Raw genomic sequence first — 26,939 nt, 5'->3', positions numbered from 1 at the left:
TCTATAATGGCAATTTTAGAAAAATCCCCATTAGTTAAACCTTGTGCCAGTAATAAACTAGAATAGGTTTTACCTGCCCCAGCAGGAGCCTGTAAAGCCATTTTAATTTTGGCTTTTTTTCTTTCAGAATGTCTTAGTTGCATTTTTTTTAAGTTTTTATGATTGGTACTAAATAAAAAAGCACCTTGCTTGTTATAGTAAGGTGCTGCTGTAAAATTGAGAAAAAGATTATGTGGCAATAATTTTCAAAATCGAATGATTTTTTTAAAAAAATGTCACTTTGTCACTGATTAGATTAATTTTTCAAGGGCATCATCAATAACATCATTTTCGAGCTCTTTTAAATAAGCTTGCGTGATCGTTAAATTTTGATGTCCTAATGCTTCGGAAATAATATCTGTAGAAACACCTTTTTGCTTTAAGTTCGTTGCAAAGCTATGTCGAGCAACATAACTGGTTATCTTATCATCGATTTTGCATAATTCAGCAATATATTTTAGGTCTTTGTTGAATTTCTTCAACATTTTTTCTTTCCTATATTCCAACTGAATAGGAGTGGAGTCTTCTTTTAAAATAATAGGGAAGATGTATTTGGTAGATCTTTTTTGGTTTTTATAATACCGTAAAATTTCTTTTACAGGAGGTAATATTTTTATTGAAAATTGACCCTTCGTTTTGCTTCTTATGTAGGATATCCGTCCATTTACAATATTGTCCCATTTTAATTTCATCATGTCATAGAAATTCATTCCACCAGTATAGTAACTAAATAGAAAATAATTTTTTGAATCAATTAGATTGGGGTATTTTTCTGTGTCAAAATTTTTTATTTTTTCTACACTTTCAATACTCAAAGCTCTTTTGTTATTTTGACCTTTTAATTTTGAAATTTTGTATTTATCGAATGGATATATTTCTTTATTGGCATACCCTTTTTTTATAGCTCCATTATATAACGAACGTATCGTTCGCATCTTTATGGAAATTCCACTATCAGTGCCGTTATTTGACCTAAGAAATGTTTCATACTTTTCCAATAATTCATACGTAATGTCCTTGAAATAGATGGTTTTATTCGAAATGAATTTAAGAAAAGAAGTTTTTGTGTGTGAGAAAACTCGAGCATTTCCTGTTTTTCCGGCTTTATTTAAGTCATTTATATGTTCCTCCCAGAATTTGTTTACGGATATTTTTTTGTCCAGTTTATAATTTAAAAATTGAGTTTCAAATTCTTCAAGTGTTATATCTTCTCCCTTTGACAAATAAAACGAAATTATTTTTTCAGCTCTATTTCTGACTTCGCTTAATGCAGCATTCATTTGTTTATGATTGGAATAATTTTTTCTAAATTCGGACTTGGTTTCATTCCATTCAGAAATGTTACACGAAAGTTTTAATGAAATGTATTTAGATTTTCTATCCTTAGTTATTCTTAAAAAAATTGGAAATTCTCCGTTTGATAAAACTTTAGCTCTTTGAATAATTTTTATTGTCGCCATAGCTTTTAAAATTTAGGTACAACATAGGTACAACAATTATATGTAAAAAATGAAAATATATAGAAATAAATAAAAGTGTATTATTTATAAATACCTTATTTACTGGGTTTTTGAAAAATAATGAAAAGAAATGAAAGTATTAGGTTCTGCCTTCTAAGCAGTAGGTCTCAGGTTCGAATCCTGACGGGATCACAAAAAAGCCTAGCATTTGCTAGGCTTTTTTGTTTATTCTACACATTTTAAGTTGTCTATAAAATACGTTTCCGGAGTAAATTTTTTATTCATAATATTTGAATTCAACTCTTTTTGGAACACATAATCTTTGGATTCAGTTAAGTATTTAACTTTCATCAAGGTTACCGGATATTTCTTTAGGTCTTCAAATCCGTCTTTTGTAAATAAAAAGTAGTGATTCAAAATCCTTATATTGTTTTTGTCTTTATCGTCATAAGTAAGCTGACTGCAAACTTCTTCTGAACTTAGTAAGGTTACAATTTTTCCGTTAGCCAATTGCAAGGATATTTTAGAAGATTTATCAAAACAGTTGGATTTAATGAAATCTTTACTTTTCTGCAACATTTGAAAATTAAGATAAGTGTTCCGTCTGAATTGATTAACGAAAACTGAATCATATCTTTAAGGCTTCCTAAATCTTTTTCGTAAATCAGGTAATCGTTGGTCTTTTTAATATAAGTAGAATCTGTTTTTTCTTCAAAATCATAGTCACATTTTCCGGTCTGTCCGAAAGAAAATAGGGTTGTGAAGAATAATACTAAAATTCCAATATTTTTCATACTTAAATTTTTTCGCAAAGTACTACTATTTTCTCGTTATTTAAATTTGTGGTGAAAAAACAATACAAGTTGCCACCATCTTTAATTTTCCATTTTTTACGGATTTCTTCCACCGAAATAGGGAAATTTCTAACCGTTATATTACATTTTTTACCTTCCAGATTTTTTTTCATCTCCGTTTTATCAAAATGGAATATCTTTTTAACAGCAAATTTTCTGCCAGGAAATTCAATTTCGGTTTCTGAAGTATACAAATGAGAATGCTGTTGGAGTTTTTTCAGATTAAAATGGGTTGCAATATCATCAAAAGCACCCGTTTTCATCATTGCTGCATTGGGTTCATACAAATATTGCATTGGTTCAGAATATTCGGCATTTGTTTCAGTCTGAATTTCGGATAAATTAACAGAATAAACAGCTATTTTCTCTTTTGTGATTGAAACAGCGTTAATTTCAACATCACCATCATAATTGTTTTCAATTTCCCAAAGCAATTCTTTCACTTCATTTTCAATGGCTACAATGTGTATTTTTTTTACAAACGAAAGTTCTGATAATCCTGATGTAATATCCAGAATTGGCGCAGTTTTTATCAGAATATTGTTTGAATAATTAAAATAGGTTTCTAGCAAATTCGGAACGTTTGGCAAGCAGTCTTTCAACATGAAAACCTTCCCTTTTACATCACTACGACGGGAAGGGTCAACATAAATCCAGCTCCATTGTTGGTTCAATTCTTTTAAGATTTCAAGGCTGTCCCCCTGATAACATTCAATATTACGCTGATTCAGAATATGATAATTATGATTGACAATCTCAGAAAGTTCAGCATTCAGTTCACAATGAGCCACTTTATTAAACTGCTGAGCGAAGTAATAATCATCAATACCGAAACCTCCCGTTAAATCAATCAATGTGACACCACTGATAATTGATGCTTTATATTTTGCAGCAATTTCAGAAGAAGTCTGTTCAATCGAAATTTTTGACGGATAAATGATACACTGATGACTAAACCATGTTGGCAATTTGTCTTTAGCCTTGCTTTTGGAAGCAATTTGGTTTAAAATATCGTTCCATTTGATGTCGGGAAACGGATTCTTCGTCAGGGCAATTTTAGAAAAATTTCCTTGTAATGAAGTATTTATAAAATCCTGAACGTCTTTTCGTAATAAGAGTGAATCCAAATTAAATGTCTTTGGTTAGTATTTTTACAATTTTGTTTTTAGGGAAAAATTCTTTTCCTATTACTTTAAGAACCGTATATGTTGGAATTGCAATAATCATCCCGGTAATTCCCAGTAAAAAGCCGCTTATTAAAGTGATCAGAAATATTTCTAACGGATGTGATTTCAGGCTGTTTGAAAAAATAATCGGTTGACTGAAATTATTGTCAATAAACTGAACAATTGTAAATCCAATCAATACATATAAAGCGGTTGGCAAAATTTCCGTTTTGAAATCTAAGCCGATGCTGCCCATCATGGTTAATATAACTGCCAATACTGTTCCGATTAATGGCCCGATATATGGAATGATGTTCAGAATGGCACAAATGAATGCGATAGTGAAAGCACTTTCCACTCCAAAAATAAGCAAGACAATGTAGTATAATATGAAAACGATAAAAAGCTGAAGCAAAATTCCTGAAAAATAACGCGAAAGGAAATATTTGATTTTATCGATTGATGCCAGAATCTTGTCTTCGTGATCATCTGGTAAAACTTTCTGAAATAAGCGTTTAAAAACAGCTTTATCTTTTAGCAAAAAGAAAAGGATAAAGGCCACCGAGGCAATTCCCATCCCTAAATTACTCACAATTCCGAAGACAGAATTTAAAATATCCGGCAAAAAATTGAAATTCAGTTTAGAATCTAAATTTGATTTTTCAAGTAGGGCTAAAGTATCTATATTGTGTTCAGCCAAATACGTGTTGATTTGAATGAGTAAATCGTTTAGGTTTTTCTCTATGCTATTAGTGTCAAGCAATGATAGATTCTCGCTTTGGGATATTATCAATGGAATAAACATCATTATAAACCCAAAAATAATCGCAAAGAAGATGGATAAAGTTGCAATAACCGCCAATGTGTTATTGAATTTTAATTTTCGTTTTAAGAAAGCAACAATAGGTTCACCAATAAGTGCCATGATAACCGCAATCAAAAAATAGATAATCACAATACTAATTTTGTATAAGACAAACAGCATCAGAGTAATACCTGCAAGTGTAAGTACGGCTTTTACAATTCCTCTTGAAATTTCTTTTGAAGTCATCGGCTTTTTGTTTAACTGACTTAAATGTAACAAAAAACCCGTTACTATGAACGGGTTTTCTGTAATTAATTCTAAATCTATTATGGTTGAGCAAATGAATTTCTAGCACCACCAGAAGCGAAAAGAGCTAACATTCTTGATTTCTGTCCGTTAGAGAACATGTACATTCCTCTATCATCTGTGTAATCCATGTAGTTCATGAACATTTCAAGAGGCTGTCCTGAACAAGTACTTTTGTGACCTACAGCTGGAACACCATAATTTGCTGTATTGTGAGAAGGAGTGTCAGATACTAAATCGTTTCCGCAAGTTGCGTCTCCCCAAATGTGACGTAAGTTCATCCAGTGACCAACTTCGTGAGTAGCAGTTCTTCCTAAGTTGAATGGATAAGTTGCTCTTCCGTTAGTTCCTAAGTATTTAGAATCGATAACAACTCCGTCAGTTGAAGATGAACCTCCAGGGAATTGCGCATATCCTAAAATTCCACCACCAATTGTACAAACCCATAAGTTAAGTTTTGTTGTGGGTGAAGTAGGATTTAAACCTCCTTGAGACGTTTTTTTCATAGCGTCATTAGTTCCCCAAGATGATTTGTTTGTTGATTTTCTGTAAACCGCATCCAATTCGAATGAGATACCCACATTAGCTCTTACCGAAGAGTAAGGGTTGTTAGGCGTGTTGTAATCTGAATTCAATGCATTGAAATCTTTGTTCAATACATCAATCTGAGATTGAATCTGTGATAAAGAAATATTTTCTGCAGATGTTTTATACAATACATTTACTACTACAGGGATAACAATCTTACCATTTACTAAGCGTCCTTCAGCCATTGCTTTTTCTGTAAATGATTCGATTTCATTCATTTGCATTGCTAGTTTAGGATTTTCTAACAATTGTCTTTCATGAATTTCATGAGATGCACATCCTCTGTGAGCAACATCTGATGAGTTTACAGGACTTGCGTCTGAATTTGAGTCTTCTGTATTACAAGAAAACAACATTGCGCATACTGCTGCTGATAAAATTAATTTTTTCATAATTTTTTAGTTTTTTGTTAAATAGTTTGTTGTTGTTTTGAAAACACAGCAATTATATAACAAAAAAATTAATTACAAAATAGTTAACATAAAAAAAATAATATTGATAAATTATTAAATTTTATTCACTAATAAATGAATATATGTAAGGATTGTTTAAAATTAATTCTTTAAAACGATTCTAATTAATAAGTTTTCAAAATTAAATTATAGGAATTATCTTTAAAAAGTTGTGATTTTTACAAAAAAACGTCTAAAAGTTAGTTTGAGTAAAAAAAATGAAGAAAATATCTATGAAAATGCTTTTGATTTGTAGTAAGCAAAAGATTAATTACTGAAGGCGTAAAAAATAATATTTGCACCCATTTTTAAAGCTTTAGTACGCACTTCTATTGGATCATTATGCACTTCCTGATTTTCCCAGCCATCACCCAAATCTGTTTCATAAGTATAAAGCAGTACTAATCGTCCTTCAGAGAAGATGCCAAAAGCTTTTGGTGGTTTATTATCATGCTCGTGAATCTTAGGAATTCCGCCCGGAAAAGTATAAGGTTTTTGAAAAACACTATGAGTTACAGGAATTTCAGTCAATTCTTTATCCGGAAAAACACGTTTAATTTCTTTACGTATATATTGATCCATGCCGTAATTGTCATCAATATGCAAAAATCCGCCGGAATTTAAATAATTGCGAAGATTTACAATATCATTATCATTAAAGACAACATTTCCGTGTCCGGTCATGTGTACAAAAGGGTAGGAGAACAAATCCGGACTTCCTACTTCAACCGTTGGTACTTTAGTATTGATTTTAGTATTGATATTCTGATTACAGAATTTAGCAAGATTAGGCAAAGCAGTCGGATTTGAATACCAATCGCCTCCACCGGAATATTTTAAAAGCGCTATTTCCTGGGAAAATCCCAAATTCCAGAAAAAGAAAATCGCTAGTAAAAATAGTTTCTTCATAATTATTCATTGCTAAAAATAAAACTGTGACAAGCCACAACAGCGGCAGTTTCCGTGCGAAGTCTTGTATTGCCCAAAGATACCGGAATATAGTTGTTTTCTAACGCGGTTTTAATTTCTTTTTCAGAAAAATCACCTTCGGGACCAATTAATAAGGTGTATTTCTGTTTAGGCTGAATCGCTTCTTTAAGCAATTTTTTATCGGTTTCCTCGCAATGTGCAATGAATAAATTTCCATCGTGATTTTGTTTGATGAAATCTTTAAAGGAAATCGGTTCGTTCAATTTAGGCAGATGATATTGCAACGATTGTTTCATTGCAGACTGAATGATTTTATTAAAACGTTCCGTCTTTATTACTTTTCGTTCCGAATGCTCACATATAATAGGTGTGATTTCGTGGATGCCGATTTCCGTAGCTTTTTCTAAAAACCATTCAAAACGGTCGTTCATTTTGGTAGGAGCAACCGCTAAATGTAAATAAAACTCAGTAGGATTCTGATGCTTGGTTTCTACAATTTTAACGGTACATTTTTTATCGGAAGCCAAAATGATTTCAGTCGAAAATAAAAAACCTAATCCGTTGGTTACATGCAAAATATCGCCTTCTTTTTTACGTAATACTTTAACAATGTGTTTGCTTTCTTCTTTGTCAAAAGAAAACGCTGTAGCATCAGAATTTATGTCCGGATTATAGAATAACTGCATATTAAAAATCGATTCGAGCTTTAGAAACTACTGATGAATCTTCGAATTTATTTTCTAAAAATTTATAGTAACCCACAATACCAATCATCGCGGCATTATCAGTAGTGTATTCAAATTTAGGAATAAAAGTTTTCCATCCGTATTTGGTTTCGGTTTCTTTTAATGTATTTCGGATTCCTGAGTTTGCAGAAACACCACCACCAATAGCAATTTGAGTGATTCCGGTTTCCTGAACAGCGATTTTCAGTTTATCCATTAAAATTTCGATGATAATATGCTGAATCGAAGCACAAATATCATTCATATTCTCCTGAATGAAATTAGGGTTTTCGGCAGTTTTCTTCTGAACGAAATACAAAATCTGGGTTTTCAATCCACTAAAACTAAAATCTAATCCGCTCACTTTAGGTTTAGTAAACGGAAACGCTTTCGGATTTCCCAATTGCGCATATTTATCAATCAGCGGACCACCGGGATAGGGAAGTCCTAGTATTTTAGCACTTTTATCGAAAGCTTCGCCAACAGCATCATCCGTGGTTTCACCGATAATCTGCATATCGAAAAAACTATTTACTTTAATAATTTGGGTATGTCCGCCCGAAATGGTCATCGCTAAAAACGGAAATTCAGGTTTGTCAAATCCTTCTTCATCAATAAAATGAGCCAAAACGTGCGCATGCATATGATGAACCGAAACCAGTGGAATATCCAAAGAAAGCGCCATCGATTTAGCGAAAGAACCTCCAACCAAAAGCGAACCCATTAAGCCAGGACCTTGAGTAAAAGCAATACCTGAAAGTTCAGTTTTATCAATTCCTGCTTTCTTTAGTGCAACGTCAATTACGGGTACGATATTCTGTTGGTGAGCGCGTGAAGCCAGTTCAGGAACAACACCACCATATTCCTCATGAATCGACTGTCTGGCCACAACATTTGACAAAACTTTATCGTCTTTTAAAACAGCTGCGGCAGTATCGTCACACGAACTTTCTATGGCAAGAATAAAAATTGGCGATTTTCTCATAAAAAAGGCACGGAATTTGCTTAAATATTACAAACGACTGTATTATCTTTGAATTGTTAAAATTAACACACAAAAATTTTTACTTTTGCTTGTTAACACTGATAATTTCGTTCTTGTTCCGACAAAATTAATATAAATACTACGGGTATCAAAAAATTTAGAAAAATACTGCTCCGAATACTTCTGGTTATTCTCCTTTTGCTTTTACTGCTGGGGATTGCGCTTACTTTGCCTGTAGTTCAAACGGAATTAGGAAAATTTGCAACTGAAAAAATCAACGAAAAGTACGGAACCAATATTCAGGTTGATAAAGTTGCGATTTCAGTATTTGGCAGCGTAAAACTAAAAGGAATTTATGTAGAAGATCATCATAAAGATACTTTGTTTTATGTAAACCGATTGCAGACAAACCTTCTGAGTTTCAGAGAAATCAAAGCGTCACGTTTGTTTTTTGGTGAAGCCAGAATGGACGGATTGAACTTCAAACTAATCAAATACAAAGGCGAAACCAAAACCAATTTAGATTTATTCGTTGAAGCATTTGACGACGGAACACCCGGCACCGGAAAATTTCGTTTAAAAGCCGACGATTTATATGTTACCAACAGCCGTTTTCGTTTAATTGATGAAAATCTGAAAAACCCAAAAGCACTTGATTTTACAAAATTGAATGGCGAATTGGAAGATTTTTATATCAAAGGGCCAAACGTTACCACACAAATTAAAAAGTTAGCATTGCACGACCACAGAGGTTTAGATGTGGAAAATTTGGCGGCTGATTTTACGTATACCAAGAAAAATATCATTCTTAAAAAAATGGAGTTGAATACAGCAGAATCAACTCTTTTTGGGGATGTTACTTTAAATTATACTCCAAAAGATTTTACAGATTTCAATAATAAAGTGGTGTTTGATGTAAATATGGAGAAAGCTTCGGTTTCATCCAATGAGCTGAATTATTTTTACAACGAGTTCGGTAAAAACCAACGCTTCTTTCTAAAAACGCATGCGACTGGAACACTGAATAATTTCGTGTTGCACAATTTAAAACTGGTTGATAAAAATCAGTCGGAAATTATCGGAGAAGTAAACTTCAAAAACCTTTTCAATAAAAAAGGGGAGTTTTACATGAATGGAAAATTCGACCGAGTAACGTCAAATTACGACAATCTGAATGCTATTTTGCCGAGAGTTTTAGGAAAGAAATTGCCTCAAACCTTAAAGAAATTAGGTCGAGTAGATTTGGTTGGTGATGTAGAACTAACGAAAACCATCATCAATGCAGATATTTATATGATGTCGCAATTGGGTGAGTTGGAGTCGAAACTTTCCATGACCAACATCAACAATATCAATAATGCTTCGTATAAAGGAACAATTTCACTGCACGATTTCAACCTTGGCGTTTTAACCGATCAGAAAGATATTGGCAACACGACTTTAGATTTAGAAGTTGATGGTAAAGGTTTCAATAAAAAATTCCTGGATACTGCCGTAAAAGGAGAAGTCCACGATTTCCGCTATAACGGTTACACTTATCAGAATATTACCATCGACGGTAAATTGAAAATGCCTTATTTTAAAGGCTATTTCAATAGTAACGATCCAAATCTTCGAATGGATTTCGATGGTTTGGTGGACTTGAGTTCGAAGGTTAAAAACTATGATTTTGAAGCCAATATCGATTATGCCGATTTGCATTTGCTGAATTTCATGAAAAAGGATTCTGTGGCAATTTTTAAAGGAAACTTGAAATTAAAAGCCAAAGGAAATACTTTAGACGATATTGACGGAAGATTAGATGTTAGCAATGCAGCTTTCCAAAACAACCGCGATGATTATTTCTTCGATGATTTTACCGTAGAATCAACATTTGATGCAAATCGAGTAAGAACTATCACTATCAATTCTCCTGACATCATTCAAGGAAAAGTTGTCGGGAAATATCAAATCAAACAAGTAAGTGACATTGTAGAAAATGCTTTGGGAAGTTTGTATGCCAATTATTCGCCCAACAAACTGAAACCAGGACAGTTTTTAGATTTCGATTTTACGATTTACAATAAAATTATCGAGATTTTCAATCCAAATGTTACAGTTGCAGAGAATACAGTTTTACGAGGAAAAATCAATGCTGACGACGGCGATTTCAAAATGAATTTCACTTCTCCGAAAGTTGTTGCTTACGACAATACTTTTGACAAAATCAATATTCAGATTGATAATAAAAATCCGCTGTATAACGCATTTATTGAGCTTGACAGCATCAAGAACAAGAATTATAAAGTTTCCGATTTCAGTTTAATCAACGTGACGATGAACGATACTTTGTTTGTACGTTCGGAGTTTAAAGGAGGCGATAAGAATCAGGATTTTTACAATCTGAACTTGTATCATACTATTGATGAGGAAAATCGTTCTGTGGTTGGTTTGAAAAAATCCGAAGTAAATTTCAAAAATTACTTATGGTTTTTAAACGAAAACGATAATACGCAAGACAATAAAGTTGTATTCAATAAAAAACTGACAGATTTTTCCATTGAGAAAATTGCTTTGTCCCACAACGGGCAAAAAATGGAACTCGGCGGAATTTTAAAAGGGAAGGATTATAAAGATTTACAGCTCACGTTTGATAATGTTGATTTGGCCAAAGTTACGCCATCACTCAACAATATGGCTTTTGGAGGAAACCTGAACGGAAATGTAAACCTGAAACAAAACGGTGATATTTATCAGCCAACGTCACAAGTTACCATCGATTCGCTTGAAATTAATGATTACAAATTAGGTAATCTGGATTTACAAGTAACCGGAGATAACGCGTTACGTAAATTCAATGTGTATTCTACGATTGAAAACGAAAATGCTGAAAGTTTCTATTTAAAAGGAAACATCGAAGTCGTTAACAAACAGAGTTTATTGTCTTTGGAAACAGGTTTTTCTAAATTCAACATTGGTGCTTTCGGTCCTTTATTAGGAAGTGTTTTCAAAGATGTACGAGGATTTGCAACCGGTCAGGCTTCTATTTTAGGAACAGTTAGCGATCCTGAAATTGACGGAAGATTGTACCTCAATAATGCAGGTATGTTAGTTCCGTATTTAGGTGTTGATTTTGAAATGGAACCGAATGCAATTGTCGATGTAACCGAGCATCAGTTTTTATTCCGAAACATAGAAATTACCGATACAAAGTATAAAACCAAAGGACATTTAAACGGAAGTGTTCGTCATGATAAACTAACCGATTGGCAACTGGATTTAAATGTGCGTTCGGATAATATGTTGGCTTTAGATACGCAAGATTCTGACGATGCTATGTACTACGGAACAGCGTTTATCAACGGCCAGGCTTCTATTTCTGGACCAATTAATGCTTTATTGGTAAAGATGAAAGCCAGTTCGAATAAAGGAACTAAAATTAAAATTCCTTTGAGTGATGCGGAAGGAATCGGGAACAACAGCTACATCAATTTCATAACTAAAGAAGAGAAACTCCGAAAAGAACAGGGAATCGTCAAAGAACTTAAACGCTATAACGGAATTGAATTAGACTTTGATTTTGAAATTACACCAGATGCCGAAATCGAGATCATTCTTGACCGAAACACTGGTCATGCCATGAAAGGTAAAGGAGTTGGAACCATCGCCATGGAAATTAACACGCTTGGAAAATTCAATATGTGGGGTGACTTCCAGGTTTGGGAAGGGGAATACAACTTTAAAAACTACGGTTTAATTGATAAGAAATTCCAGGTTAAAAAATTCGGAACCATTCGTTGGGATGGAGAACCTTTAAATGCGGCGTTAGATTTAGAAGCAGTATATAAAACAGAATCGAATCCGGCTGTTATTTTGGACAATCCGTCGTTCAATAAAAAAGTACCGACTGAAGTAGTTATTGCTATCAACGGTAATTTAAGTAATCCGGAGCCCGATTTCAGAATTGAATTTCCAACGGTAAGTTCAGTACTAAAATCTGAAATTGATTATAAACTGAGTGATAAAGACGTTCGTCAAACTCAGGCAATTGCGTTGCTTTCCGGTGGAGGATTCTTAACACCTGAGAATGCTTCTAATACGGTTTATGGTACGTTGTTTGAAAGAGCAGGAAGTTTGTTCAACGACATTTTCTCAGGCGAAGATGATAAATTCCAGGTTGGTTTGAATTACGTTCAGGCCGATAGAAATCCGCTTTTGGAAACCGAAGGGCGAGTAGGAGTTACATTATCCACTCAAATCAATGAAAAAATCACTATCAACGGAAAATTAGGTGTACCGGTTGGCGGAACTGAAGAATCCGTTATTGTGGGCGATGTGGAGCTTCAATTACGCTTAAACGAAGACGGAACTTTAAAAGCCCGTGTGTTTAACAGAGAGAATGATATCAATTATATAGGAGAAGGTATTGGATATACACAAGGCGTTGGTATAACGTATCAGGTTGATTTTGATACCTTTAAAGAATTGATTCGTAAAATTTTAAACAAAAAAGAAGAAGATAAATTAAATAATCCGACAGATCAATTACCAGATTCGGATTTGTCACCAGAATTTATTAAATTTATCAACGAGAAAAAAGGAAAACGAATTGAGTCTGACGGTAAGAAAGATGTTCAGCGCGTTCCTGAAATCGATTAACTACTTCAACAACAACACTTCTACATTTACGAAAAAGTTATTATTGTGCTAAAACTCATGCAGAATATACGATTTTTCGTAGTTTAATTTTTAAATTTAGAGTTCAATTAACTGAATATGTCTGTACAGATTAAGAAAATCGGTGTGCTTACATCTGGTGGAGATTCGCCTGGAATGAATGCTGCCATTAGAGCTGTCGTGCGAACCTGCGCCTATCATAATATTGTATGTATGGGTATTTACCGCGGTTTCGAAGGAATGATTGAAGGTGATATTCTCGAAATGGGGCCACGTTTTGTAAAAAACATCGTTAATAAAGGCGGAACCATTTTAAAATCGGCACGTTCCAAAGAATTCATGACTGCAGAAGGTCGTGCAAAAGCTTACGAAGAATTAAAGAAAAACGATATCGATGCCTTAGTGATTATCGGTGGTGACGGTAGTTTTACCGGCGGAATGGTTTTCAATAAAGAATATAATTTTCCAGTAATCGGAATTCCGGGAACGATTGACAATGATATTTACGGAACCAGTTTTACGCTAGGTTACGACACTGCTTTAAACACAGTCGTTGATGCCATTGATAAAATCCGAGATACGGCCAATTCACACAATAGATTATTTTTTGTGGAAGTAATGGGACGAGACGCCGGTCATATTGCTTTAAACGCCGGAATTGGAGCAGGAGCTGAAGAAATTTTAATTCCTGAAGAAGATTTAGGATTAGAACGCCTTTTAGAATCTTTACGCCGAAGTAAAGTTTCCGGAAAATCATCAAGTATTGTTGTGGTTTCTGAAGGAGATAAAATCGGTAAAAACGTATTCGAATTAAAAGATTATGTCGAAGAAAACATGCCGGAATACGACGTTAGAGTTTCCGTTTTAGGGCATATGCAACGCGGTGGTTCACCAAGCTGTTTTGACCGAGTTTTAGCTTCTCGCTTAGGTGTAAAAGCTGTAGAATCCTTATTGGAAGGAAAAACGAATTATATGGTCGGGCTTGTAAGCGATAAAGTTGTGCTAACACCTTTAGAACAGGCTGTAAAAGGACAATCAAAAATAGACGAAGAATTAGTAAGAGTATCAGACATTATGTCGACTTAAATATGTATTAACCAGAAAAGATTATGACGAAAGTAAAATTAGGAATTAACGGATTCGGGAGAATCGGAAGAATTGTTTTCAGAGAAACCATCAAAAGAGATAACGTAGAAGTTGTAGCAATCAACGATTTATTAACGGTTGATCATTTAGCGTATTTATTAAAATATGACTCGGTTCACGGGCGTTTCGACGGAAAAGTAGAAGTTAAAGACGGTCAGTTATTCGTAAACGACAAAAAAATTCGTGTTACAGCTGAAAAAGATCCATCGGTTCTAAAATGGGACGAAGTTGGCGTAGAAGTTGTTGCAGAATGTACCGGAATTTTCACCACGGTAGAAACTGCTTACAACCATATTAAAGGAGGAGCGAAGAAAGTCGTAATTTCAGCGCCTTCAAACGATGCTCCAACCTTTGTAATGGGTGTGAATCACGATAAAGTTAAACCATCAGATGTGATTGTATCGAATGCTTCGTGTACCACAAACTGTTTGGCACCTTTAGCTAAAGTGTTGCACGACAATTTTGAAATTGTGGAAGGTTTAATGACTACCATTCACGCTACAACCGCAACACAATTAACAGTTGACGGACCTTCAAAAAGAGATTTTAGAGGCGGAAGAGCAGCTTTGCTGAATATCATTCCGGCATCAACAGGAGCGGCGAAAGCGGTAACCAAAGTAATTCCGTCCTTAGAAGGAAAATTAACCGGAATGTCAATGCGAGTTCCAGTAGCCGACGTTTCTGCAGTAGATTTAACCGTGAAATTGAAGAAAGCCACTTCATACGATGATATCATGAACGTTCTCCAAAATGCTTCTGAAACTTCAATGAAAGGCATTATGGGCTTTACGGAAGATGACGTCGTTTCTCAGGATTTTATTTCAGATTCCAGAACTTGTATTATTGATGCTAAGGCCGGAATCGGTTTAAATTCAACTTTTTACAAGATTGTAGCCTGGTATGATAATGAATACGGGTATTCATCGAAATTAATTGATTTAGCGGTGCACGTTGCCAGTTTATAAAAAAAGAGTATTTTTACTAAATCCCGTTTCAGCGGGATTTTTTTATAAATAACACACATGAAATTAATTGTAGACAGTGGTTCCACAAAGGCAGATTGGATTGCCATGGACGAACAGGGTAATATTCAATTCACTGCCAGTACTTTAGGTTTGAATCCGGAAGTTTTAACTAAAGATGAAGTAATCACCCGAATCAATGATCGTTTTGATATCGCCCAAAACAAAGACATCGTAAAAGAACTTTATTTTTACGGCGCTGGTTGTGGTACAGACCGTATGAAAAATCATTTAACCGATATTCTTCATGAATTGTTTTTAAACGCTCACATTGAAGTTAAAGAAGATACTTATGCTGCGGTTTTCGCCACAACTCCAAGAGGAGAAAAGGCTATTGTTTCCATTTTAGGAACCGGTTCCAATTGTAGTTATTTCGATGGAGAAGTGTTGCATCAGAAAGTACAATCGTTAGGATATTTAGCAATGGATGATTGTAGTGGAAATCAATTCGGTCGTCATTTAATTCGTGCGTATTATTTCAATACAATGCCAAAAGAACTAGTAGCATCTTTTGAAAAAGAATATGATTTAGATGCCGACGCTATCAAACATAATCTTTACAAAGTTCCGAACCCGAACGCTTATTTGGCAACATTTGCGAAGTTTCTAATTCAAAATAAAGACCACGAATTCATTCAGAAAATTATTTTGAATGATATGCAGAATTTTGTCGATTTGTACATCAGACAATTTGATAACTGTGCAGAAGTTCCAAATCATTTCATCGGCTCAATCGCTTATTATCTGAAAGAGGAATTAGATATGGTTCTGTCGAAAAATGGCATGAAACTCGGAAATGTTTTCAGAAAGCCAATTGACGGATTAATTCACTATCACTCAGTATAAATGGAAATTGCAATCATCGCTCACGACGGAATGAAAGCTGATTTGGTTCAGTTTTTAAATCAGCATAAAGATTTTTTACTTTCCGAAAATATTACATTAATCGCTACCGGAACCACAGGAAGCAAAGCCGAAAACGCAGGTTTTAAAGTAACTAAAATGCTTTCCGGACCACTTGGCGGTGATGCTCAGATTGCAGCACGAGTGGCAGAGGGGAAGTGTCAAATGGTTTTGTTTTTCAAAGATCCGTTAGCAAAACACCCTCATGAACCTGATATCAACATGCTCATAAGGGTGTGTGACGTGCATAATGTTCCGCTCGCGACCAATCAGGCAACCGCAGAATTATTATTGAAAGCAATCGCTATTTGATTGCTACCATGGAAATTTCAACATTTACATTTTTAGGCAAACAAGCCACTTGAACCGTTTCACGTGCTGGAGCGGTTTTTTCGTCAAAATAAGCGCCATAAACCGAATTGATTCTGGCGAAATTATTCATGTCGCTGATGAAAATTGATGCTTTTACCACATCTTCAAAAGTCATATCAGCAGCTTCTAAAACAACTTTCATGTTTTCCATTACCATTTTAGTTTCGGCTTCGATGCTCTCTAAAACCAATTCTCCATTGGCTGGATTTATTGCAATCTGTCCTGAAGTATATAATGTGTTTCCAACTAAAACAGCCTGATTATATGGACCAATTGGAGCCGGAGCTTTCTCTGTAAAAATGATTTTTTTCATAATTGAAATTGTATTTATTGCGAAGAATTATCTCAAACGTCTGTCTGGTAAACTGCGTTTATCCCACTTAATATCACTAAGTACAGAAGATTTGATTCCGATAAAGAAACCCCATGATGTATAGGTTCCAATCGGTACCCAGTTGAAATCCATTCGCCAGCTCAATAAGTCACGTTCAAAACGTAATTGCGTAAACGTTACTCCTTTGTTTACAAAATCATATCCAGAGGAGAATCCCATCTTCCAACGAGGGGTAATATCAATATTTCCGGACATCATTACAGAATTACTCACAATTTTACTTTCGCGATTATTGTTTGCATAGGTTAGGGAGTAAGCCAAACGTAAATCCCAAGGAATGGTAAGGGAATAAAGTTCACTGTCTTTCTGTTCGGTTCCTTTTTCATCTTTATCAAACATACTCTGACGCTGGTCACTCAAGTCAACACCACGCCCGAATAAATCATCTGTACGGCCACCATTTAAAGCGGTTTGTGAATCGGTATCTTCTTTTCCGGCTAATTGTTCACTGGTTAAGGAATAGTTTATGGTAACATTTGCAGAAGTCATTCTAAATAAACTCCCACCGTTGTCAATATTAAATTTTTCAATCCTTCTACCGGAATTATCAATCGCGTAGGGGTCTAGGGTTGTACCAAAGTTAAGATTCAGCTTGTTATCAAAAAAAGCAGTTCCACCGGTTACACGCATTGGCGACCAAGGTAATGAATCTGCAGCGACATTATAACTGGTTGAAAAATTTAAATTGTTAAGCAGCATTACCTTTTTAGGTTCGGTTTTGGTTTCGTCTTTGTCACGAACTTTTGCTTCAAATGTATTGCTTAGTGACATTCCGATATTGTTCGAATAATTTTTTCCCGGAGATCCAAATATTCCTCCTTCAAAACGGGTGTATTCAGCATAAGTAGTTCCGGTAGCATCTAAAGCGTAAGTTTCAAAATAACGGCCGAAACTTGGAGTATATCCATACGATGCCGACGGACGCATAACGTGGCGAATCGCCTGTATTTTTTTATCTTCTCCAAAATTGAAAGTTCCGTAAATAGTTGTTCCGATACTGGCATTGAAATTATAAGTTCTAAAGGCATCAAAACCACTCACTTCTTTAGTTTCTACAGCATTGGTAAACGAATCATATCCTTTTTGAATGGTTTTAAAGTACCAAACTTCGTTATAATTCATACCGGTTGTAACACTAAAATATTTAAATAATTTAAAATTGGTACTGATGGGAATACTGTGTTGAAATCCGTTTTTGGCATCTCTGAACATTTCAGATTTAAAAAATAAAGAATCTGTGGTTCGGATTCGGTTTTCTCCTCTGATGTTGTATTGCAAATTGATGTTTTTAAACAATCCTTTTTTTACACCGTCTTTCGGAGCAAATGGAAAGATTCGATCTACACTTGCCTGAAAAGTTGGTAAAGTCATATCAATCTGCTCTGAATTCGTATTCTGTGAATGTGTTGCAGTTAAAGACATATTCACTTGAGGAACCGTCTGAAACGTTTTGGAATATGATATTGACGAACTTAAGTTGTTATTCATTGAAGAACCAATGTTAACCTGATTCATGGATTGACGAAAGTATTGGCTGCTTCCCATATTAACAGAAGCCGAAAGTCTGGAAGTTGGATTTGCCTTCTGATCTTGTGAATGTGACCATTGAATGTTATACTGTCTCGATTTGGTATAATCCGGAAATCCTTTTTCACTAAAAATCTGATTTTCAAAACGTATATTTACACGACCACCAAACCTATAACGTTGTGCATAACTGCTTTCAAAACGAAGGGCATAACTTCCGTTAGTGTAATAATCCCCTAAAACAGCTAAATCGTAATAATCACTCAAGGCAAAATAATAACCGCCATTCTGAAGGAAATAACCTTGCTGACGCGTATCTCCAAAAGTTGGAATGATAAATCCGGAAACCGCTTTTTCACTCATGGGGAAATAAGCAAATGGCAAACCAAGTGGAGTAGGTACATCCGCAATAACCATATTTGTTAAACCCGTAACTACTTTTTTCCCTGGAACAAACTTAATTTTTCGCGCTAAAAAGTAATATTCAGGATCGTCAATATTTTCGGAAGTAGTGAATCGGGCATTTTTCATAAAATACACTGAGTCGTTTTCTCGTTTACTGATTTCAGCTTTTACACGGAATTCACCCTGTGTAGTTCTTGAGTTCCATACCAATGCTTTTTTAGTTTTGGTATTGAATCGGATTGAATCGGGTTCAATTACATTATTACCTTGTTTGAAAACAGGTCGCTGACTTAAATTTCCAACGCTGTCTTTGATTCTTCCGGCGTAAACTTCGTTCTTTTCATAGTCAAAAACAATAACTCCGGATTTCAATTCGAAGTCTTTATAGTAGAGTTCCGCCTGATTGTATAAGGTTAATTGTTTCTTTTTTTGGTCGATTTTTTCATAATCAACAGCCTTTCTTTTTACAATTCCTTCTAAAAGCGGTTTCTTTTTTTTGATGGAATCGTTTTTAACAGTATCGGTTACCTTCACTACATCAGAAATCCCAAGACTAACGCTATCTTTCTGTTTTTCAGCAGGTATGGCAATAGATTTAGAAGGAGTTTCCTGAGAATAGGATTTTAAATTTCCCAATGTTAGGAAAATTGATAATAAAACGATATGAAATAAGTTTGTATGCAACGCTTTTAATACTATTTTTGTAAAAATCTGGCTTAATTTTTGACGGTTCAAACTTACATAATATTTTTCATCAAAATTAAGCATTTAGTAAAATTATAACCTATACAGATTAAATTAGAAGATTATGACAGGGATTATCGGAAAAAAGCTATTAGTTACAGGATTTTTTATTCTTTCAGGATATTTTGCTTCGGCGCAGGGCAACGCTAAATTTCGCGTGGTTTTAGACGCCGGACACGGTGGAAACGACTTTGGAGCAACCTATCACGGTCACGTTGAAAAGAACAACGCACTAAATGTTGTATTGAAAGTCGGCAAAATTTTAGAAAAAGATGCCGGAACACAAGTAATCTACACTCGTAAAACGGACGTTTTCATTCCTTTAGATGAACGTGCAGATATCGCCAACAAGTCAAAGGCAGATATTTTTGTGTCGATTCACTGTAACGCCAATAAAAATACAGCTGCCAGCGGTTCGGAGACTTATGTAATGGGGGTAACGCGTAATGCGGCGAACTTAGAAGTAGCGAAAAAAGAGAATGAGGTAGTTACTTTAGAGAAAGATTATAAAATTAAGTACGACGGTTACGACCCAAAATCACCGGAATCTGTAATCGGAATGACTTTAATGCAGGAAGAATATCTTGATCAAAGTATTGAATTGGCCGCAAGAGTTCAGGACGGTTTCGATAATAAAGTTGGTCGTAAAAACAGAGGTGTTAAACAAGCTGGTTTCCTTGTTTTGAGACAAATTTATATGCCTCGTGTACTTATTGAGATGGGCTTCGTTTCTAATAAAGAAGAAGGCTCTTTCTTAAGTTCCGATAGTGGTCAGGATAAATTAGCCGAAGCTATTGCTAATGCGATTTTAGATTATAAAAAAGAATATTTTGTTCCGGGAACTGAAGAATATGTAGCACCGGAGCCGAAAAAAGAAGTGAAAGCAGAAACTCCAGCTCCAAAAACTTCTGTGAATTCAAAAGGAATTGTTTTTAAAGTACAGATTTCGGCTAGTTCTAAAAAGTTAGAATTGCGTCCGAATAACTTCAACGGTTTAGACAGTGTTTCTGTTGAAGAAGGTGGAAGTATTCATAAATATTTCTACGGTAACACTAATAGCTACAATGAATCTAAAAAAGATTTGGAAGAAGCTAAATCAAAAGGATTTACATCAGCGTTTATTGTTGCCTACAAGAATGGAAAGAAGATTTCGCTACAGGAAGCTTTACGATAATATAAAACCATTCTTAATTATTTTGTTTTAATTTTGTTTTCTTAAAAATATTGATTTTGAAAATTACCAGAGAAGTAAAGACCGCAGTTCTTGTTATAAGCTCCATACTATTATGTTTTTGGGGCTATTCATTTTTAAAAGGGAAGAACTTATTTGACAATTCCAGAAAATTTTATGTGGTTTACGATAATGTGGAAGGTTTAGCACCGTCAGCACCCGTAACCATCAACGGTTTAACAGTTGGAAAAGTTAGCACCATAACCATTCAGGAAAATACCGGTAAATTATTGGTGGAGATCCAGATGAACAATGATGTTCCAATTGCAAAATCCAGTACTGCAAATATTTATGAGCCAGGTTTTATTGGCGGAAAACAGATTGCGATTGAGCCTAATTTCAACGATAAAAATTTTGCAAAATCAGGTGATTATTTACAACCCGCAGTAAAATTAGGTTTGACCGCTTCATTGGAGAAAAACTTAGCACCAATTCAGGAAAAATTAGATAAGTTATTACTGAATGCCGATGCTATGATTACCAACATCAACAATGTATTGGATGCGAATACTCAAGCAAATCTTAAGAAAACCATTGCAGAGTTGAATACAACGATGACGAATTTCAGTTCTATTTCATCAGATTTAAAGAAAATTTCGGCTGAAAATAAAGACAAATTAGGTTCTGTGGTAACCAATCTGGATAAAACAACAGGAAACTTTGCTAAAATTTCAGAAGATTTAGAAAAGGCGAATTTAGGAGCAACCGTTCAGAATCTTGAAAAAACATTGGTTAGTGTAAACAAAATGATGGCCGATATGGAAGCCGGAAAAGGAACCATGGGTAAACTGATGAAAGACGAAGCGATGTATAACAATCTTACCAAAGCTTCCAAAGAAATCGAATTACTATTGCAGGATTTGCGTTTACACCCAACACGTTACGTAAATGTTTCACTTTTCGGGAAAAAAGAAAAGCCCTATGTAGCACCAACTACTACGGAAGAACCAAAGAAATAGACCAACTTTATAACCAACCTTATGAGCGTATTGTCTAATATACTTTTTGCCATTGTTCTGATTGTCGGCGGTGGATTTTTCGCTAAGAATGTTAAGAAAATCATCCGAAACATTAAGTTAGGTCAGGATGTTAACCGTTCAGACAATTCTTCCGCACGTTGGAAAAATATGTTATTGGTGGCATTTGGTCAAAAGAAAATGTTTGCCAGACCAATTCCGGCTATTTTGCACTTTGCCTTATACTTTGCGTTTGTAATCACACAAATTGAATTACTGGAAATTTTAGTGGATGGTTTATTTGGAACACACCGTTTTTTTAAACCATTTTTAGGCGGATTTTATACGTTTCTAATCAGTTTTATTGAGATTTTATCGGTATTGGCTTTAACCGCTACGGTATTGTTTTTATCGCGAAGAAATTTGTTGAAACTACCTCGTTTAAATATGAAAGAATTGATGGGATGGCCAGCAAAAGATGCTAATTTCATCCTAATCATGGAAATCATCTTAGTGTGTTGTATTTTCACTATGAATGGTACTGATGAAGTATTATTCAATATGGGAAAATCACATTTTGAAGGACAAGGTTCTTTTAATTTCAGTGTTTCACAATATGTTGGTCCAGCTTTGTTTGGCAATTTAAGCGAAGGAACATTGCATATTTTAGAACGAGTAGGATGGTGGGGACACTTTATGATGGTGATGGTTTTCCTGAATTATTTATATTATTCAAAACACTTACACATCATTTTAGCATTCCCTAATACTTATTTTGCTAATTTAAATCCACAGGGACAATTCGATAATCTTCAGTCAGTTACGAATGAAGTAAAACTGATGATGGATCCTAATGCAGACCCATTTGCAGCTCCGGCTCCAGATGCTGATGCAACACCTGCAAAATTCGGAGCTAGTGATGTTCAGGATTTAAACTGGGTTCAATTATTAAATGCCTACACTTGTACAGAATGTGGTCGTTGTACATCTTCATGTCCTGCAAATCAAACCGGTAAGAAACTTTCGCCACGTAAAATCATGATGGATACTCGTGATCGTTTGGAAGAAGTAGGAAACAATATTGACGCCAACAAAGGTGTTTTTGTTCCGGACAACAAATCTTTGTTAAACGATTACATTACTCCGGAAGAACTTTGGGCGTGTACATCATGTAACGCTTGTGTGGAAGAATGTCCGGTAAATATCAGTCCGTTATCAATCATTATGGATATGCGTCGCTATTTGGTTATGGAACAAAGTGCTGCTCCAATCGAATTGAACAACATGATGACCAATATCGAAAACAACGGAGCGCCTTGGCAGTACAACCAGATGGACCGTCTAAACTGGAAAGACGAAGCATAATAAAATCAAATTAAGAATCAAAACTAAGCTACTCAGTTACTCTGAAACTTAGCGACTAAATTATAAAGATATGTCAGCAAATTTAACAGTACCGACAATGGCCGAAATGATGGCTCAGGGCATCCAACCGGAAGTATTATTTTGGGTAGGTTGTTCCGGTAGTTTTGATGATAGAGCTAAAAAAATCACTAAAGCATTCGTAAAATTATTAAATCAGGCGAATGTTCCGTTTGCGGTTTTAGGTACAGAAGAAAGTTGTACCGGAGATCCTGCAAAACGTGCCGGAAACGAATTTTTATTTCAGATGCAGGCTATGACCAACATCGAAGTAATGAATGCTTACGAAGTAAAAAAGATTGTTACGGCTTGTCCGCATTGTTTCAATACCATTAAAAACGAGTATCCAGAATTGGGTGGAAAATATGACGTTGTTCACCATACAGAATTCTTAAAATCGTTATTAGACGAAGGAAGATTAACTGTAGAAGGCGGTCAGTTCAAAGGAAAGAGAATTACCTTCCATGATCCTTGCTATTTAGGACGTGCGAACAATGTATATGAAGCGCCTCGCGACTTAATCCAAAAGTTAGATGCGGAATTGGTTGAAATGAAACGTTCTAAAAAGAACGGTTTATGCTGTGGAGCCGGTGGAGCACAGATGTTTAAAGAACCTGAAAAAGGGAACAAAGACATCAACATGGAAAGAACAGAAGATGCCTTAGAAACTCAGCCAGAAATTATTGCTGCTGGATGTCCTTTCTGTAATACGATGTTAACAGACGGAGTAAAATTCAAAGAAAAAGAAGGCTCTATAAAAGTATTGGATGTTGCTGAATTATTAGCAAACGCAAAAGATTTATAATGAAGAAATTATACCTACTAATAACTCTAATTGCTCCTTTTTTTGGTTTTTCACAAGATGCTTCTAAAGATGCGCTTCTGGATTTAATGGCTAAAGAAACCTGTGAATGTGTTAATTCTAAGAAAGAAAAATTAGTTTCTGAAGATAAAATTAAAATCGAAACCGGTTTTTGTATTATTGCTAGTTATACCAACCACGCAACTGAAGCTAAAGCTGTTTTTGGCGACATCTTAGGTGATACTAAAAAAGCAGAAAAGCTAGGTGAAGATATTGCTTTTAGAATGGTTACGGTTTGTCCGGATGTATTCAAATCATTGATGGAAACTTTTGCCGATGAAGAAGAAGCTGTAGTTGAAGAAGGTTCATCAGAAGTGTTCACACCTTCAATCCAAGGAAAAGTTGTAGAAATCAAATCCGGAGAATTTCTGACTTTGGTAATAACGGACAGTTCACAAAGAAAACATTCGTTATTGGTTTTAACCCAATTCGAAGGAGCAAACTATTTGATTGAAAATAAATTAAAGAAAAACCAATCGATAGAAGTTAAATATTTCGAACAGGAATTTTACGATCCGAAGACCAAAGATTACAAATATTACAAAGTTCTCGATTATCTTGAAATCAAATAAAGTACTATAAAAAGCCTTAAGAAATTAACTTAAGGTTTTTTTATGCTTTTCAGGTTTTACCAAGTCCATTTAATAGCTTATTTTTGTGCTTTAACCCGATACTATGTTAGTAGATTTTAATACATTGCCCGAAGAATCCAAAATTTGGGTTTATCAATCGGACCGTAAGTTTTCAGACGAAGAAATTCAGGAAATAGAAACGTCAATGGCTTCATTTATTTCAGAATGGTCCGCTCACGGAACTGGTTTAGAAGCTTCATTTTTAACGAAATACAATCGTTTTATCATTATTGCAGTAAATCAAGGAGTACAATCTGCGACAGGTTGTTCGATTGATGCTTCCGTAAATTTTATTCAGAGTTTAAGTCAGAAATACAATGTCGATTTGTTAGACCGAATGAATGTAACGTTCCGTTTAGGTGAATATATCACGTACAAACCACTAATCGATTTCAAGAAAATGGCCAAAGAAAAAGCTGTTTCAGAAAATACTATTGTTTTCAACAATTTGGTGAATACCGTTGGAGAATGGCAGGATTTTTGGGAGGTTCCAGCTAAGGAGAGTTGGCACAGCCGCTTTTTTTAATCCATTTCAATTTTAATTCGACTATTTATAATGCGTAATCTATTCTTACTTTTTCTTTTTGTTTCTCAAGCGATTTGGTCACAAGCCGATGTCAATCCTACGTTCAAGTATGATGATGTCCGTGAAAGAGTATGGGTAGACAGTATTTACAATCAGTTTACTTTTGAAGAAAAAGTGGGACAATTGTTCATGGTTGCCGCGTATTCCAATAAAGATGCTGAACATGTAAATTCAATTGATAAATTAATTGAAGAATACAAAATCGGAGGATTGATTTTCTTTCAGGGCGGACCAGTTCGTCAGGCTAAATTGACGAATCGTTACCAATCCAAATCGAAAGTGCCTTTATTTGTTGGAATTGATGCAGAATGGGGATTAAGTATGCGATTGGATTCCACGTATCGTTATCCTTGGAACATGACATTAGGTGCCGTTCAGGATATGCGTCTGATTGAAAAAATGGGGAAACAAATGGGTAAACAAGCCAAACGTTTAGGGCTTCATTTCAATTTTGCACCTGTTTTAGACATCAATACCAATCCGGCGAATCCAATTATCGGTAACCGATCTTTTGGAGAAAATAAAGAGAATGTAACGCAAAGAGCTTTGGCTTTGATGAAAGGAATTCAGAGCGAAGGCGTTTTAGCTACCGGAAAACACTTTCCGGGTCACGGCGATACGTCAACCGATTCCCATCATACTTTGCCGTTTGTAAATTTTTCCAAAGAACGTTTTGATGACGTTGAGTTTCATCCGTATAAAAAATTGTTCAGCGCAGGTTTAGCCAGTGTTATGGTGGCGCATTTGAGCGTTCCGAGTCTTGAAGCACGAGAAGGATTTCCGAGTTCGATTTCCTACAATGTTGTAACGAATATTCTTAAAAAAGAACTGAATTTCAAAGGATTGATTTTTACGGATGCCTTGAATATGAAAGGGGCCAGCAATTTCAAACAGCCTGGAGATATTGATTTAGAAGCCTTTTTGGCTGGAAATGACATTTTGTTATTTGCTGAAAATGTTCCGGTGGCTTTGGAAAAATTCTGTCAGGCTTATAATGATTCCTTGTTTGATGATGCACGTTTGGAACATTCGGTGAAGAAAATTTTAAAGTACAAATACCGCGTCGGTTTAAACAATTACAAGCCAATTGAATTGAAGAATCTGTACGAAGATTTAAACGCTTCCGAGTATGAAGATTTAAACTATCAGCTGTATGAAAGTGCAGTTACAGTACTTAAAAAGGAAGAAGAAAATTTTCCAATAACTAAAGTTGTTGATGAAAATATCGCTTACATCAAACTGGGTGATGACACCAATGAATCTTTTTTAAATGGTATCAAAACCTACGCAAAAATTACAGAGATTGAAACGGACAGCATTCATTTAATGTTGGAAAATCTTCAGGATTACTCCAAAGTCATTATCGGTTTTCACAAAGCTGATGGTGCTTGGAAAAAACACGATTTTAAAGCTTCTGAATTAGCAATTTTAGATTCTGTAGCCAAACATAAAAACGTAACATTAGCAGTATTTGCAAAGCCTTACACGTTATTATCCGTAAAGGATTTTACCAATATTGAGAATGTGGTTTTGGCTTATCAGAACAATCATATTGCGCAAACCGTTGCTGCCGAAATCATTTTTGGCGCTGCAGGAGCAAGAGCAAAAATTCCCGTGTCAATCAATAATGTATTTAAAGTTGACAGTGGAATTAAGACTACGAAAACAAACGTTTTAGGTTTTTCCACACCACGTCAGGTTGGCATGAATCCTGATGTTTTAAATAGAATAGATAAAATTGCCCAAAAAGCCATCGACGGAAAAATGACAC

At 35.0% G+C, this 26,939-nt stretch carries 23 protein-coding genes and 1 pseudogene; 12 read left to right on the top strand and 12 right to left on the bottom strand.

From position 1 onward, the window contains the following. The 10 genes and pseudogenes from RUH60_RS09490 to tsaD form a co-directional block, all read right to left on the bottom strand. A pseudogene (locus RUH60_RS09490) lies at positions 1-239 on the bottom strand (hypothetical protein); the annotation flags it as partial. A 51-nt stretch (positions 240-290) separates the two neighbouring features. Beyond that, positions 291-1,499: a site-specific integrase gene (locus RUH60_RS09485; RefSeq protein WP_313807713.1), complete on the bottom strand. Its 1,209-nt coding sequence runs from the start codon at positions 1,497-1,499 to the stop codon at positions 291-293. Between the two features lie 225 nt (positions 1,500-1,724). Further along, positions 1,725-2,009 (bottom strand): hypothetical protein, encoded by a 285-nt coding sequence (locus tag RUH60_RS09480; protein ID WP_313807711.1) that lies wholly within the window; start codon positions 2,007-2,009, stop codon positions 1,725-1,727. Continuing rightward, on the bottom strand, positions 1,988-2,293 hold the full coding sequence (locus tag RUH60_RS09475) for a hypothetical protein (protein ID WP_313807709.1): 306 nt from the start codon (positions 2,291-2,293) through the stop codon (positions 1,988-1,990). Before RUH60_RS09475 ends, RUH60_RS09480 begins: the two co-directional genes overlap by 22 nt. 2 nt (positions 2,294-2,295) lie before the next feature. Beyond that, a complete protein-coding gene (locus RUH60_RS09470; protein WP_313807707.1) occupies positions 2,296-3,480 on the bottom strand; it encodes a THUMP-like domain-containing protein in 1,185 nt (394 codons plus the stop codon). 1 nt (position 3,481) lies between these two features. After that, complete coding sequence (locus RUH60_RS09465; RefSeq protein ID WP_313807705.1) at positions 3,482-4,570, bottom strand: AI-2E family transporter; 1,089 nt, start codon at positions 4,568-4,570, stop codon at positions 3,482-3,484. An 80-nt stretch (positions 4,571-4,650) separates the two neighbouring features. Then, entirely contained in the window at positions 4,651-5,610 is a 960-nt protein-coding gene (locus RUH60_RS09460; RefSeq protein WP_313807703.1) for a zinc metalloprotease, read from the bottom strand. A 327-nt stretch (positions 5,611-5,937) separates the two neighbouring features. Beyond that, entirely contained in the window at positions 5,938-6,579 is a 642-nt protein-coding gene (locus RUH60_RS09455; RefSeq protein WP_313807701.1) for a DUF4159 domain-containing protein, read from the bottom strand. Between the two features lie 2 nt (positions 6,580-6,581). Beyond that, the gene (locus RUH60_RS09450) at positions 6,582-7,286 is read right to left on the bottom strand and encodes a 16S rRNA (uracil(1498)-N(3))-methyltransferase (protein ID WP_313807699.1); all 705 of its coding nucleotides are present in this window, start codon (positions 7,284-7,286) and stop codon (positions 6,582-6,584) included. 1 nt (position 7,287) lies between these two features. Continuing rightward, the gene (gene tsaD / locus RUH60_RS09445; RefSeq protein WP_313807697.1) at positions 7,288-8,310 is read right to left on the bottom strand and encodes a tRNA (adenosine(37)-N6)-threonylcarbamoyltransferase complex transferase subunit TsaD; all 1,023 of its coding nucleotides are present in this window, start codon (positions 8,308-8,310) and stop codon (positions 7,288-7,290) included. Positions 8,311-8,508: 198 nt separating this feature from the next. On the opposite strand from tsaD, the gene RUH60_RS09440 reads away from it, so the two are divergent. From RUH60_RS09440 to RUH60_RS09420, 5 genes are all read left to right on the top strand, one after another. Further along, on the top strand, positions 8,509-12,948 hold the full coding sequence (locus RUH60_RS09440; protein WP_313807695.1) for a translocation/assembly module TamB domain-containing protein: 4,440 nt from the start codon (positions 8,509-8,511) through the stop codon (positions 12,946-12,948). A 117-nt stretch (positions 12,949-13,065) separates the two neighbouring features. Continuing rightward, positions 13,066-14,052 carry a 6-phosphofructokinase gene (gene pfkA, locus RUH60_RS09435; RefSeq protein WP_313807693.1) on the top strand — a complete coding sequence of 329 codons (987 nt, stop codon included), beginning with the start codon at positions 13,066-13,068 and terminating at the stop codon, positions 14,050-14,052. 23 nt (positions 14,053-14,075) lie between these two features. Then, on the top strand, positions 14,076-15,077 hold the full coding sequence (gene gap, locus RUH60_RS09430) for a type I glyceraldehyde-3-phosphate dehydrogenase (protein ID WP_313807691.1): 1,002 nt from the start codon (positions 14,076-14,078) through the stop codon (positions 15,075-15,077). 57 nt (positions 15,078-15,134) lie between these two features. Next, complete coding sequence (locus RUH60_RS09425) at positions 15,135-15,980, top strand: N-acetylglucosamine kinase (RefSeq protein ID WP_313807689.1); 846 nt, start codon at positions 15,135-15,137, stop codon at positions 15,978-15,980. After that, the gene (locus RUH60_RS09420) at positions 15,981-16,349 is read left to right on the top strand and encodes a methylglyoxal synthase (RefSeq protein ID WP_313807687.1); all 369 of its coding nucleotides are present in this window, start codon (positions 15,981-15,983) and stop codon (positions 16,347-16,349) included. Here the strand turns inward: RUH60_RS09420 and RUH60_RS09415 are convergent. Next, entirely contained in the window at positions 16,342-16,722 is a 381-nt protein-coding gene (locus tag RUH60_RS09415; RefSeq protein ID WP_313807685.1) for a RidA family protein, read from the bottom strand. The genes RUH60_RS09420 and RUH60_RS09415 overlap by 8 nt on opposite strands. 27 nt (positions 16,723-16,749) lie before the next feature. Then, complete coding sequence (locus RUH60_RS09410) at positions 16,750-19,503, bottom strand: putative LPS assembly protein LptD (RefSeq protein ID WP_313807683.1); 2,754 nt, start codon at positions 19,501-19,503, stop codon at positions 16,750-16,752. A gap of 40 nt (positions 19,504-19,543) precedes the next feature. On the opposite strand from RUH60_RS09410, the gene RUH60_RS09405 reads away from it, so the two are divergent. The 7 genes from RUH60_RS09405 to RUH60_RS09375 all read left to right on the top strand — a co-directional run. Then, on the top strand, positions 19,544-20,653 hold the full coding sequence (locus RUH60_RS09405) for an N-acetylmuramoyl-L-alanine amidase (RefSeq protein WP_313807681.1): 1,110 nt from the start codon (positions 19,544-19,546) through the stop codon (positions 20,651-20,653). Positions 20,654-20,709: 56 nt separating this feature from the next. After that, a complete protein-coding gene (locus tag RUH60_RS09400; protein ID WP_313807679.1) occupies positions 20,710-21,669 on the top strand; it encodes an MlaD family protein in 960 nt (319 codons plus the stop codon). 21 nt (positions 21,670-21,690) lie between these two features. After that, entirely contained in the window at positions 21,691-23,031 is a 1,341-nt protein-coding gene (locus tag RUH60_RS09395) for a (Fe-S)-binding protein (protein WP_313807677.1), read from the top strand. Positions 23,032-23,101: 70 nt separating this feature from the next. Beyond that, positions 23,102-23,893, top strand: coding sequence for a (Fe-S)-binding protein (locus RUH60_RS09390; protein WP_313807675.1), 792 nt, complete (start codon positions 23,102-23,104; stop codon positions 23,891-23,893). Then, positions 23,893-24,522, top strand: a complete 630-nt coding sequence (locus RUH60_RS09385; RefSeq protein ID WP_313807674.1) for a hypothetical protein — start codon at positions 23,893-23,895, stop codon at positions 24,520-24,522. The genes RUH60_RS09390 and RUH60_RS09385 overlap by 1 nt, the downstream gene beginning before the upstream one ends. A 103-nt stretch (positions 24,523-24,625) precedes the next feature. Beyond that, positions 24,626-25,108, top strand: coding sequence for an ABC transporter ATPase (locus RUH60_RS09380; protein ID WP_313807672.1), 483 nt, complete (start codon positions 24,626-24,628; stop codon positions 25,106-25,108). Between the two features lie 30 nt (positions 25,109-25,138). Beyond that, positions 25,139-26,939 (top strand): glycoside hydrolase family 3 protein (locus RUH60_RS09375; protein ID WP_313807670.1); only part of this gene is annotated, 1,801 nt, incomplete at its 3' end.

Origin of the sequence: Flavobacterium sp. (assembly GCF_032153895.1) — a bacterium.
Taxonomy (GTDB): Bacteria; Bacteroidota; Bacteroidia; order Flavobacteriales; family Flavobacteriaceae; genus Flavobacterium.
Note: the sequence above shows the minus strand (reverse complement) of the source record. Positions and strands in the feature narration are given on the sequence as shown.